This window comes from Agrobacterium sp., assembly GCF_059499945.1.
Genome location: NZ_JCABZP010000018.1, coordinates 1 through 12,831 on the forward strand (window position 1 = coordinate 1; position 12,831 = coordinate 12,831).

The window sequence follows — 12,831 nt, forward strand, 5'->3', positions numbered from 1 at the left end:
TCTACGATCGCACAAAGACGACCGCCACCCAGGCGAATGGAGATGTGGTCGAGACGAGCTCTCGATTTGCGGCGAATGGGGCATTGGTCGAAAAGACTGTTGAAACGTTTAGCGGTAACGGGCTGACGGCGACCCGCCAGCGCGATGCCAATGGCGATGGCGCCTATGAGACGGTTAGTACCAGTACGACCGTGCTGAACGCCGACGGTAGCCGCGCTACGACCGCGAGCACGACCAACGCCAACGGCAGCCTGCGGGATCGGACCGTAACTACTGTCAGCGATGACGGCTTTGCCACGATCGTCCAGCAAGATCTGAACGGCGATGGGGTGACGGATCTTACCTCCAACACTGCGACCACGCTCAACGCCAACGGCAGTCGCTCGACCACGCTCGACCTCGTCAACGGCAATGGCAGCTATCGCTCCAGCAGCACCACGACGGTGAGCGCGACGGGGCTTGCAACAACCATAACCGATGATCTTGATGGCAACGGTTCGGTCGACGTCACGACCAGCACCGCAACGGTGCTGAACGCGAACGGCAGCCGCACAACGACCATGTCGCAGACCAACGCCAATGGCAGCTTGCGCAACCAGGTCGTAACGACCGTCTCCGACGACCAGCAATCATCGACGGCCAGCATCGACTCCAACGGCGATGGGGTCACCGATCAGAGCGTGGTGCTTGCGACCCTCAGCAATGGGGATGTCGTCGAGACGACCTCGAACTTCAATGCCAGCAGCCAGCTGATCAACAAGACGGTGAAGACGACCGGCGCCAATGGACTGTCGACGAAGACTGAGACCGACACAAATGGCGACGGTACCTATGACCTGACGCGCCAGGCGCTCACGGTGCTCAACAATGACGGCAGCCGGGCTACGACCGAAAGCCTGCTTAATGCCAACGGCTCGCTGCGCAGCAAGACTGTGGTCACGACCTCGGCAAACGGACTGTCGCAGACGACGCAGCAGGATCTCGACGGCAATGCGACCTTCGAGGCCACAACCACCGACGTCACCGTCCTCAACACCGATGGTGGCAAAACGCAGACGGTCACCACCACCAACGCCAATGGCTCGCTGCGCCGGAAGGATGTCATCACAACCAGCGATGACGGCGAAACAGTCTCTGTCGCCCGAGACCTCAATGGCGATGGCGTCTACGATCGCACAAAGACGACCGCCACCCAGGCGAATGGAGATGTGGTCGAGACCGTCTCGAACCTGACTGCGACCGGCACCTTGATCAACAAGGTCATCGAGACCACGAGTGCAAACAATTTCTCTTGGAAGGTCCAGCGCGACCTGAATGGTGATGGGATCATCGACCGGGCCCAGGTGCGAACAACGACCGTTGGCAGCGACGGAACCAGGACGGTGGCATTTACTGACAATGCCTACTCCGGCCCAAGCGGCACCACCGCCACATCGAAAAGCAGCGTTACATCGACCGCCAGCGATGACGGCTTCTCTGTCAGCTACAGCTATACCGGCATCGCCCTGGCTTGGTCGGTAAACCTGTTCACGCGAGGGGCTACCGAGGTCACGGTACTCAACACTGACGGCTCGCGAACCAAGACCATCAGTACGTCTAACGCGTCTTCGGTTCTCCTTGATCGACAGATCACGACGGTCAGTGGAACGGGCTTCACGACTACGAGCACGCTCGACATCGACGGGAATGGCACGATCGAAAAGACGAAGAATTCGGTCACGGCAGTGGACGGCGCTCGCACGCTGACGATCGAGCTAAAAAATCAGAGCGGAACCCTGCTTCAAAAATATCTGGAAACGCAAAGCGCGGACAATCTGACCACACAATCGGAGCGGGACACCAATGGCGATGGTGTCTATGACCGGCTGCACCGAACGGTCCAGAACGGCGACAAGAGCACGACCGAGACCTGGCAGAACAGCTCGGCAACTGGCGTCCTGAAGGATAGGGTGATCACGACGACAAGCGCCAACAACTTGACGAAAACCGTTCAGGTCGATTCGAACGGGGATGGAGTCATCGATATTGGGCGCTCGGTGGTCGTCAGTTTCAATGGGGACGGCAGCAGCAACACCATCGTCTCCGAGGCGAACGGCAGCGGCGCCCTTCTGAGCAGAACAACCTCGGTCACGAGTGACGATGGTCTCGTGATCAGCTCGACAATCGATTCCAATGGTGACGGCTTCACCGACGCGACTTCGACCGCGACCACCGTCCTGAACTCAAACGGGACGACAGCGACGACGGAACAATACCGGACTGCAGACAACGTGCTGCAGCGACAGACGGTCACGACAACTAGTGCTAATGGCCGCAGCACCGTGATCGCCCTGGATAGCGACGGCAACGGCGTCAACGACAGGGTCACGACTAAGACGACGAATGCCGACGATACGCAGACCGACCTCATTCAGTATTATTCGCCGACAGGAACGCTGACCTCGTCCGTAACCAAGACCACCAGCGCCGATGGCCTGACGGTTTCGCGCCTGTGGAGCAATGGCGCTTCCGAGACGATGGAGACGCTGGCCGAAAGCAACGGCAGCTACACCTTCAGTCGTACACAAGGCGGCGTGACCTATTCTGCCGCGCATGCCGTCAGTCGGTCGGGCGTTGAGACCTGGACTACCAACGAGAACGGCACGATCCGCACGCTGACCATCGACCAGGATGCCAAGGGCTTTTACGTCGATCTTGCCGGGCGCATCTATGGGGCACTTCTCGATCGGCAGATGACGACGCTCGAGCGAGAGATGCTGCCCAAGTATTTCGCCAATGGTGCCTTGAACACTGCGCAGCTAGCGGCGGACCTACTCGCGAGCTCCGAATTCTCACAAAAATACGGGACGCTGACGAATGCCCAGTTTGTGCATCGGCTCTATGATAATGCCTTCTCGCATGAGCCGACCCTTGTGGATCTGAGCGGCTACGTCTCCGCACTAGCCGCTGGTACACTGACCCGCGCCCAGGCTGCGATTGCCATCGCGAATGCGGCTGAGAATCTTGCGAACGGTGCCGATGAGATTGCAGAAGAACGCGCCCCTGGCGCTGAAGCCTTCAGCCTCGACCGGATCAGCGACAAGGTTCAGGCCCTCCATTTGGTCACGCGGCTCTATGACGTGACGCTCGATAGGGCGCCTACCCAATCGGAGTTCACGACGCAGTCGCAGGCGCTCTTGTCCGGTTCGCAGACGCCAAGTCAGGTCATCGCGGCGCTAATGGCCTCGAGTGAGTTCGCCACCAAGAATGGCTCGTCGCTTTCCGATGCCGACTTCGTCACTAAAATGTTCGTGAACGCCTTCGGACGCTCGCCGACAATTCAGGAGAGCCAGCCTTGGGTTTCCGCGCTTGGCTCGGGCGCGATCAGCCGGAACGATCTGATCTTCGCGATGTCGGAGACACCGGAGCATATCGTGGCCGTGGCTTCCAGCATCACCGGCACGGCTGGTAATGACCAGCTGACCGGTAACGCCCAGTCCAATCAGATTTTCGGCCTCGCCGGCGAGGACATTCTGATCGGCGGGGCAGGTGCCGATCAGCTCGATGGTGGCGATGGCTGGGATATGGCCAGCTATGCCACCGCAACAGCTGCGGTGGCGGTCAATCTCGTCAGTCCAGGCAGCAATGTCGGTGATGCCGCTGGCGATACCTTCGTCTCGATCGAGCGCTTCCGGCTCTCGGATTTCGCCGACACCTTTGTGGGCGGAACTCAGTCGGCTTTTATATACGGTGCAGCCGGCAACGATGCGATCACTGCTGGTTCCGGCGACGACTGGATTTATGGAGGTTCGGGCGCCGATAGTATCGACGGCGGCGGCGGCTGGGATGTCGTCAGCTATACAGATGCGGCTGGCGCCGTGACGCTCAATCGGGCAACTCCCGCGAATAATCTCGGCGATGCGGTCGGCGACACCTTCGCAAATGTTGAGCGCTTCATCCTCACCACCTTCAATGATCGTTATGTTGGAAACGGCGCTGTCGATTTTGCGTCTGGCGACGCCGGTAACGACGACCTCGACGGCGCTGGCGGCAGCGATATTATCTACGGCGACGCCGGCGACGACTATTTGACCGGTGGAGCAGGCGCCGACACGATCGATGGAGGCGACGGCTTCGATACTGCGAATTTCGCCAGCGCAACTGCCGCGGTGACGATCAATCGGACGACGCCAGCTAACAATACCGGCGACGCGCAGGGCGACACGTTTGTTTCGATCGAGCGCTTCGACCTTACAAACTACAGCGACACCTTCGTTGGCAGTTCCGCCGGAGAATTCATCTTCGGCCGCGGCGGAAACGACATCATCCAGGCAGGTGCCGGTGATGATTGGCTGTTCGGCGGTGCCGGTGCCGATCAAATCGACGGCGGAGACGGCTGGGACACCGTCAACTATGGCGATGCGACCGCGGCAGTGACGATCAATCGGGTAACGCCAGCCAATAACACCGGGGACGCGGCGGGCGACACCTTTGCGAACATCGAGCGGTTCGATTTGAGCAGCTTCAACGACAGCTATACTGGAACGGCGGGCTCTGACTTGGTCTGGGCCGCAGCTGGAAACGACACCGTCATAGGCGGGGATGGGACAGATACATTGTACGGTGCAGAAGGCTCGGACACCCTCAACGGCGGAAACGGTGCGGATCGCCTCGATGGCGGATCGGGCGACGACAATCTGACGGGCGGCGCGAACAATGACGTCTTCGTCTTCGGTCCCGGTTTTGGCAAGGACTCGGTGATGGATTTCACTGCGGGCGCGGGCGCTACCGATGTACTCGAAATTGACGACGCGGTGTTCGCGAACCTGTCCGCAGTGCTCGCAGCGGCGACGCAGGTTGGAGCCGATACTGTTATCACTTACGACATCAACAACACGATCACGCTTAAGAACGTCACGAAGACCAACCTCAACGCGGACGATTTCCAATTCGTGTGAGATGGGCATGAGAGGTTGGTGAGTACCATGGAGAAGCAAATCGCCAGCGCCGCGCCGCTCGGCTCCGATAGATCCTTGCCCGGCAGCGCTGCCGGGCAGGCTCCGTCACCCGACTGCGTCCTGGCCAGCACCGCGCCTGTGGCGGTGCCGGCATGGGCCGCCATGATCGCTGATCCGGCGCTGACTGGCGAGGTCTTCGCGTTCGAGCCGAGCTGGCCGAGCCCAATTGCCGAGCTAAGCGACGGGCTATCGCCACCGGCAATGACGAGCTCCGCCGCGGCGGAGCTCGGCTCCCTATTTTACGGATCCGCCTATGCGCAGATCGACAGCGCCGAAGTGCCGATCTGGGGTTATGCCGCTCATGATCTGGGTTTCTTCTAAGGGCGCTGCAACCGCAATGAGTGGTGAGTACTCGCGTTGAGTCGCCTGTCTTCCTCGGCTTCGATCGTGTCGTCGGCGCTGGCGTCGTGCCGGGGCTCTTTCGTGGTGGTCGGGCTATTCTCCGGCGTCATCAACCTCTTGATGCTGTCGGGTTCGCTCTACATGCTGCAGGTCTATGACCGGGTCCTGAGCTCGCGCAGCTTACAGACGCTGATCGGCCTCTCGCTGCTGCTGCTCGGCGCCTATGTGCTGCAGGGCTTCTTGGACGGCCTGCGCGTGCGGCTGCTGGCGCGGATCGGCGCGCGCTTCGACGAGGCGGTCTCGCCTTCCGCCTTCGCCGCGGCGCAGAAGCTGCCGCTGCTCGGCTTCAAAGCTGAGCAGGCGCTGCAGCCGGTACGCGATCTCGACCAGATCCGCGGCTTCCTAGCCTCGTTGGGGCCGACGGCGCTCCTCGACATGCCCTGGCTTCCGCTCTTCCTGCTCGGCGCTTTCATCCTCCATCCTTGGCTCGGCTGGCTGGTGGTCGTGGGTGGTCTCGTCATCGTGCTGCTCACCTTGATGACCGAGCTAAAGAGCCGCACGGCGAGCAAGGCGCAGCTCGTGAGTGCCAGCGCCCGCCAGGCGATCGCCGAGGCGGGTAGGCGCAATACCGAAGCGTTGACGGCGATGGGGATGAGCCCGGCCTTCCAGCGCCGCTGGCGCGAGCTGAACCAGCGCCATATACACGACTGGCTCGCCGGCTCGGACGCGACCAGCGGCATTGGCGCCTTCGCTAAGGTGTTCCGCATGGTGCTGCAATCGGCGGTGCTCGGACTTGGCGCCTATCTAGCTATGAAGGGCGAGATCTCAGGCGGGGCAATGATTGCAGCCTCGATCATGACCTCGCGGGCGCTGGCGCCGATCGAAATTGCTGTCGCCCATTGGAAGGGCTTCGTCGGCGCCCGACAGGGCCTAGCGCGGCTGCAGCAGGTGCTGGATTCGCCCACCTTCGCGGATTCCGAGCGCACCAGCCTGCCGCCGCCGCGTCAGGAACTTACCGCCCAGGGGCTGATCGTCGCAGCGCCTGGAAAGCAGGTGCCGATCCTCCACGGCGTTTCGTTCGAGCTGAAGGCCGGCCAGAGCCTTGGCATCATTGGGCCGAGCGCCTCGGGCAAATCGACCCTTGTGCGGGCGCTGGTTGGGGTCTGGCGTCCGCTCAAGGGCGAGGTCCGGCTGGACGGGGCCGCCCTGGCCCACTGGGAGCCAAGTGAACTTGGCCGGCATATCGGCTATCTGCCGCAGGACATCGAACTCTTGGATGGCACGGTCGCCCAGAATATTGCTCGCTTCGATCCGGATGCCAAGGACGAGGCAATTGTCGCGGCGGCGCTGGCAGCCGGTGCCCATGATCTGATCCTGCGGTTGGAGCAGGGTTACGACACACGCATCGGCGAGGCCGGCGCCAGCCTGTCGGGCGGCCAGCGTCAGCGCCTGGGTCTGGCGCGAGCGCTCTATGGCGAGCCCTTCCTAGTGGTGCTCGACGAGCCCAACTCCAATCTCGACCATGACGGTGACGAGGCGCTTACCCAGGCGATCCGCAAAGTTCGCGAACGAGGCGGAATCGCCGTCGTTGTTACCCATCGCCAGACCGCGATTGCCGGCGTCGACCATATCGCGATGATGGCAGAGGGTCGCATTCAGGCATTCGGTCCGAAGGAGGAGATCCTGCAGAAAGTGCTACGCCAGGGCGGGCTGCCAGCAGCCCAGCGCCAGCCGGTCGCGGCCTCATGAGCGAAAATGGAACCCAGCAAAACTCGCCGAGTTTTGCGCGCTCGCTGCGTGGGCTCGCGCTCGCCGGCGGCGTCGGCGTCGCTCTCTTCGCTGGCACGGTCGGTGTTTGGGCGGTGGCAACCACCTTGTCCGGCGCGGTCATTGCCACCGGCCAGTTTGTTGTCGACGGCAACGTCAAGAAGGTTCAACACGCCGCCGGCGGAATCGTCAGCGAGCTCCGGGTCCGCGAGGGCGACCGGGTCGAGCAGGACCAGGTGCTGGTTCGGCTCGACGACACCGTGACCCGCGCCAATCTCCAGGTGGTAGTGAAGCAGCTCGACGAGCTCATGGTGCGTCGCGGCCGGGTTGAGGCCGAGCGGGCGGGCCGGGATCAAATTGCTTTCGCCGCCGAACTCATCGCTCGCCAGTACGAGCCTGAGCTCGCCGAGTTAATCGGCGCCGAGATAAGCCTGTTCGAGGCTAGGCGCGCCGCTCGCGACGGGCAGAAGGCGCAGCTCACCGCCCGGATCGCCCAGCTTGGTGACGAAATCGCCGGCTTGGGGTCCCAGCAAAAGGCGCGAGATACGCAAGCCATACTGATCGGCGAGGAGCTCGCCGGCATCCGCTGGCTCTATGGCAAGAACCTGGTTGCGCTCACTCGCAAGACCGCGCTCGAGCGAGAGGCGGCAAGCCTTGAGGGGCAGAAGGGCCAGCTCATCGCCTCGCTCGCCCAGGCTGAGGGCAAAATCGCCGAGACCAAGCTGCAGATCATCCAAATTGATACGGCCTTGCGCGAGGAGGTGATGAAGGAGCTACGCGAGATCCAAGGCAAGAGCGCTGAATTAGTCGAACGGCGCATCGCCGCGCAGGACCAGATGAGGCGGGTTGAGATCCGCAGCCCAAGCGCCGGCTTCGTGCACCAGCTCGCAGTGCACACCGTCGGCGGCGTCATCACCCCGGCAGAGCCTGCCATGCTCATCGTACCAGCCGAGGACGCGCTTCAGGTCGAAGCGCGGATTAATCCGCCCGATATCGACCAGATTGCACTCGGTCAGCCGGCGCTGGTCAAGATCCACGCCTTTAACCAGCGCACCACTCCGGAGCTCGTGGGACAGGTCACACGCATCTCTGCCGACATCAGCCGCGACCAGCAGACCGGCGCGAGCTTTTACACCATCCGCGTCACGCTTCCGGGAAGCGAGCTCGCCCGCCTCGGTGCCAACCGCGTCAGCGCCGGGATGCAGGCTGACGTCTTCGTCAGGACCGAGGACCGCACCCCGCTAGAATACATCGTCAAGCCGCTCAGGGACCAGATCGAGAAAGCGTTCAGGGAGCGCTGAAGATGCCCAGCGCGAGGGAGCGCTTGCTTTCCGAGGCACCGCGCCCATACGAAGAGGCATTCCCCGTGAACAGAATACGTGGCGTCAGACTACATCATGGCACCGCTCGGCCAGCGCCCGCAGGGACTCGCAAGAAACCGTGAAACCGGACTTCACTTGCCTGTGAAAGGAAGCATTGCTGTGTCGATTGCAGCGGCTGCCTGAGCCGCGCGGATCGGCCCCGCCGGCATCGTCCGGTTCGGGGCTTCGGCTGGTGACGGAGCGATCCTGCTCCGTTCCAACCAAACGGAGATCCGACGATGACGCGACCCGCTCTTACCGATCCGCAGCTGGTGCTGCTCTCGGCCGCTGCCCAGCGGGACGATTTACGCATCATATTGCCCGAGCGCCTGCGCGGCGGGGCAGCCCAAAAGCTGCTGTCGACCTTGACATTCAAAGGGCTGATCGAGCCGACGCATGAGAACATCTTACCGCTCCCGCTAGCCGCGCAGGAGACGCCTGGCATGACGAGTTACCAGATTAGCCAGCTTGGCTTGGTGAGCCTCGGCATCGGTGAGCCGCCGCAGGTGCCAGCCGATGAGATGACGCAGTCGACCGAACGCTCTGCCAAACCCGGCTCCGGCATTCCCCGCGCCGGAACCAAGCTCGCCGGTGTGATCGAGCTGCTGGAGCGCGTGGAAGGCGCCAGCCTGGCTGAGCTGACCGCGGCCACCGGCTGGCTACCCCACACGACGCGCGCGGCACTGACCGGGCTGCGCAAGCGTGGTTTGACGCTGGCACGCAGCAACCGGGAGGACGGAACAACCATCTATCGTTCGGCGCCTGCTGCGGCCGAAGCCCGAGGGGAGGGTGCGTGATGGTCCGCCGCCAGCCTCCTGCCGAGGCACCTAGCGGCGATCTGGGCGTCGCCACCGAATTGGCTGAGCTCGACGCTCTCGATCTCGATGCGCTGCGCTCGCGTTGGCTCAAGGTGACTGGACACCCGGCGCCGCGAGCTTTCCGACGCAAGCTGCTGGCCGCCGCATTAGCCCATGAGATTCAGGTCGCCACATTGGGCGGCCTGCCCACGCCGGTTAGACGCCGCCTGCGCCAGCTTGCAGCGGCGGCCCGCGAGGGCCGCTTCGACGAGACGCTTGGAACCTCCCCGATGAAAGCCGGCACGCTGCTGGTCCGGGTCTGGCAGGGCACCACGCACCAGATCATGGTCATGTCCGATGGCTTTGCTTGGAACGGCCGGACCTACGGCTCGCTCTCCAGCATCGCTAAGGCGATCACCGGCACTCAGTGGAACGGCTGGGTCTTCTTCGGCCTGAAGCGTGGCGACGGTCGCAACAAGAATGCTGGCCAGGCGAAACCCGAGCTCGGAGCAGCGGCCGATGCTTGACCGCGTGGGCAGCAAAACACGGACGATCCGCTGTGCCATCTACACCCGCAAGAGCTCCGAGGAGGGGCTGGAGCAGGATTTCAACTCGCTGGATGGCCAGCGCGAGGCCTGCGAAGCCTACGTCCTCTCGCAACGCCATGAGGGCTGGAAAGCGCTTGCCACCCCTTACGGCGATGGCGGCTTCTCCGGCGGTTCGATGGAGCGGCCGGGGCTGAAGCGCATGCTGGCCGATATCCATGCCGGGCTGATCGACATCGTGGTGGTCTACAAGGTCGATCGCCTCACCCGTTCACTCACCGACTTCGCGCGGATGGTCGAGGTCTTCGATGCCAGGGGCGTCTCCTTCGTCTCGGTGACGCAATCCTTCAATACAACGAGCAGCATGGGGCGGCTGACCTTGAACGTGCTGCTCTCATTCGCTCAGTTCGAGCGCGAGGTCACCGGCGAGCGCATCCGCGACAAGATCGCCGCCTCCAAGAGGAAGGGCCTATGGATGGGCGGGTTTGCTCCCATGGGCTATAGCGCCGATGGGCGCACCCTGAAGGTGGTGGCGGAAGACGCAGCTATCATCAGCCGCATTTTCGATCGATTTCTGGTCCTCGGCAGTATCCAGCGCGTGAAGGAGGAACTCGACCGCAACGGAATCATGACGCGAGCCTTCAAGTCGGCTTCAAACCGCCAATGGGGTGCTCGACCCTTCGGTGTCGGACATCTGCGGCTGATCCTAACTAACCCGATTTATGTCGGCGAAATCGCGCACAAGGGCGAGCGCTTCAAGGCGCAGCATCCAGCAATCATCCTCCGCGAGACATTCGAGGCGGTCCAGCAGCATCTTGCCTTGAGCAAGCGCGAGAACTGGCTTCGCGGCCAGGCCAAGGACGCCAGCCTGCTCGCACGTCTCCTGTTCGACGCGGCTGGCAACCGTCTCCTTTCGGACCACGCCGTCAAAAAGAGCCGGCGCTATCGCTACTATGCGACCAAGCCGGACGCTACGGAGGTCATGCGGATTCCCGCTGGCGAGATCGAGCCGATTATCATCCAGGGACTCGCCGCACGGCTTAGAGACCGTCCGTGGCTGATGGCCACGCTGTTGGGAAAATGCGCTTCGCCTGACAGCATCCATAATCTGGCCGCCGAAGCTGCAACCCTCGCAGCAGAGCTGCAGCACCCAACGGCATCACGGCAGCGCGAGGCACTGCATCGCCTGGTTGAGCAGATTACCATACGGCATGACAGGCTCTGCATTGCCTTGAAGCCGGATCCGTTTGGGCCCGAGGCCTTCCTCAATGATGTCGATCGCAAGGATGAGGGCGAGTCCACCAGCATGGTGATTGAAATCGAGGCTCGCTTCGTCAAGAAGGGACAAAGTTTGCATCTTGTTGTGCCCCCGGCGGAAGGCGTCGACCGAGCCGCGCGGCTGGACAAGGCGCTGATAAAGGCCATCGCGCGTGCCGTCACCTGGTACGACGATCTCGTCGCTCAACGTGTCACCTCCATGCGCGAGATCGCTGGTGAGGAAGACGTCAGCGAGCGCTACGTTGCGCAGCTCTTGCCGCTCGCGTTCCTCGATCCGGGCCTTGTCGAAGGCGCGCTCGATGGGGAGAAAACCATCGCAATCCAAAGCGGCGATCTGGCGAAGGGCATCGCGGTCCCCATGGATTGGTCTCAACAGCGCAAGGCGCTTGTCGGCGCATAGGCGAACTACAGCATTTCGCCTGCTCGGACATTGATTGGAGCCGGGCACACGGTAGGCTTCGGGCTTTCCGCTCCAGCATGGGCCTCGCGATCATGACATCTTTTTTCTGGGGCGATCTGACCGCCGAAGAGCTTCGCTCGAAAGCCGAAGCTGACGCGGTCGTCGTGCTTCCAGTCGCTTCGATGGAGCAGCACGGTCCGCATCTTTCGGTCAGCGTCGACACCGTCCTGTGTGAACGCATCTGCCTGGCGGCAGCGGAACGAGCGACCGGCAATCAGGTCATCGTCGCTCCAACACTTTGGTGCGGTATGGCCGAGCACCACATGGAGTTCGGCGGCACCTTCACCCTCGATATCCCGACCTATCGAGCTGTGCTGCTGTGCTTGCTGAAAAGTCTAGAGCGGCACGGCTTTCGCCGTGTCGTGATCATCAACGGTCATGGCGGCAACGGCCCGGCGCTGCAGGCCTTCCTCCCCGACTTCGCTCGCGAAACCAAGCTGCGCATCCGAGTCGCGATGTATTTCGCAGCCGCCGACCGTTCCCTACTGTCCGTCCTGCAGAACCCCGGAGGACGGCACGCCAATGAATTCGAAACATCGATGATGCTGGCGCTCGCTCCAGAGCTGGTGAGGAGCGAACGCCTTCAGGACGCCTATGGCGGTCAAGGGCGTGAGCGAGAAGAGGATGTTGTCCTTGCGCGGACCGCCCGTCACCGTTCTTACAAGAGACGGACGCCGACCGGCGTCGATGGTGATGCCCGTCTCGCGACAGCTGCCAAGGGGTCCGAACTCGTGGAGGAATGCGTGAGGTCCTTGGCGGAAATGCTCAGCCATAAGAGTGTCTAGCTGAAGGTATTGCCTTACGGGCAGTTTCGGATCGTCGGTCGTATACTGGAGGAACCATCATGATGAGTATCGTTCGAGCCGTTGGAATCGCTGCCCTGATCAACTGCGTGTCGGCGGCAGCGTTTGCCCAAACGACATATACGTATTCTCAGCTGCGACTGGCTCGAGAAATTGCCTCAGCAACGCATCTGGCTGAAATCTGCGGGGCTCGGATTTCGCAACGAGCGGTTTCAGCAGCCCTAAGGTCCGAAGGCTTGCGAGAGCAGGACATGAGCGGGGCAACGGCATTCAGGGATGAGATGGCGAAGCAAAGAATCGGCGTCCGAACCACAGGTCGAGATATGAGGACGGTCGGATTTAGCGAAAGCGAGGCTCTGCGTCGGAGTTGTGCCAACCTGGAGCGGAGCTACGGCCCGCATGGCATTGTGCGGCCAGGCCTCGCAATTCTATCCGGCCGATAGGCTGACTGGGTAGAGTGTTGCGGGGCGAACATCCAGTT

The 12,831-nt window shown here is 62.3% G+C and carries 8 protein-coding genes; all 8 read left to right on the plus strand.

The features are described from left to right. The first annotated feature begins 83 nt into the window (after positions 1 to 83). The 8 genes from AC5I5B_RS21325 to AC5I5B_RS21360 all read left to right on the plus strand — a co-directional run bounded on the left by AC5I5B_RS21325 (position 84) and on the right by AC5I5B_RS21360 (position 12,332). Entirely contained in the window at positions 84 to 4,937 is a 4,854-nt protein-coding gene (locus tag AC5I5B_RS21325; RefSeq protein WP_495752798.1) for a beta strand repeat-containing protein, read from the plus strand. Positions 4,938 to 4,955: 18 nt separating this feature from the next. Beyond that, positions 4,956 to 5,318 (plus strand): hypothetical protein, encoded by a 363-nt coding sequence (locus tag AC5I5B_RS21330; RefSeq protein ID WP_495752799.1) that lies wholly within the window; start codon positions 4,956 to 4,958, stop codon positions 5,316 to 5,318. A gap of 36 nt (positions 5,319 to 5,354) precedes the next feature. Beyond that, the gene (locus tag AC5I5B_RS21335; protein ID WP_495752800.1) at positions 5,355 to 7,088 is read left to right on the plus strand and encodes a type I secretion system permease/ATPase; all 1,734 of its coding nucleotides are present in this window, start codon (positions 5,355 to 5,357) and stop codon (positions 7,086 to 7,088) included. Further along, positions 7,085 to 8,407 (plus strand): HlyD family type I secretion periplasmic adaptor subunit, encoded by a 1,323-nt coding sequence (locus AC5I5B_RS21340; protein ID WP_495752801.1) that lies wholly within the window; start codon positions 7,085 to 7,087, stop codon positions 8,405 to 8,407. The genes AC5I5B_RS21335 and AC5I5B_RS21340 overlap by 4 nt, the downstream gene beginning before the upstream one ends. 299 nt (positions 8,408 to 8,706) lie before the next feature. Then, positions 8,707 to 9,264, plus strand: a complete 558-nt coding sequence (locus AC5I5B_RS21345; protein WP_495752802.1) for a DUF3489 domain-containing protein — start codon at positions 8,707 to 8,709, stop codon at positions 9,262 to 9,264. Then, a complete protein-coding gene (locus tag AC5I5B_RS21350) occupies positions 9,264 to 9,791 on the plus strand; it encodes a DUF2924 domain-containing protein (protein WP_495752803.1) in 528 nt (175 codons plus the stop codon). Before AC5I5B_RS21345 ends, AC5I5B_RS21350 begins: the two co-directional genes overlap by 1 nt. Beyond that, a complete protein-coding gene (locus AC5I5B_RS21355) occupies positions 9,784 to 11,487 on the plus strand; it encodes a recombinase family protein (RefSeq protein WP_495752804.1) in 1,704 nt (567 codons plus the stop codon). The genes AC5I5B_RS21350 and AC5I5B_RS21355 overlap by 8 nt, the downstream gene beginning before the upstream one ends. A 92-nt stretch (positions 11,488 to 11,579) precedes the next feature. After that, positions 11,580 to 12,332 (plus strand): creatininase family protein, encoded by a 753-nt coding sequence (locus AC5I5B_RS21360; protein ID WP_495752805.1) that lies wholly within the window; start codon positions 11,580 to 11,582, stop codon positions 12,330 to 12,332. Positions 12,333 to 12,831 lie beyond the last annotated feature (499 nt).

Bases quoted from the DNA above. Each gene is read 5' to 3' on its own strand.
- AC5I5B_RS21340 (WP_495752801.1), top strand. From the start codon at position 7,085: ATGAGCGAAAATGGAACCCAGCAAAACTCGCCGAGTTTTGCGCGCTCG.
- AC5I5B_RS21345 (WP_495752802.1), top strand. From the start codon at position 8,707: ATGACGCGACCCGCTCTTACCGATCCGCAGCTGGTGCTGCTCTCGGCC.
- AC5I5B_RS21350 (WP_495752803.1), top strand. From the start codon at position 9,264: ATGGTCCGCCGCCAGCCTCCTGCCGAGGCACCTAGCGGCGATCTGGGC.
- AC5I5B_RS21355 (WP_495752804.1), top strand. From the start codon at position 9,784: ATGCTTGACCGCGTGGGCAGCAAAACACGGACGATCCGCTGTGCCATC.
- AC5I5B_RS21360 (WP_495752805.1), top strand. From the start codon at position 11,580: ATGACATCTTTTTTCTGGGGCGATCTGACCGCCGAAGAGCTTCGCTCG.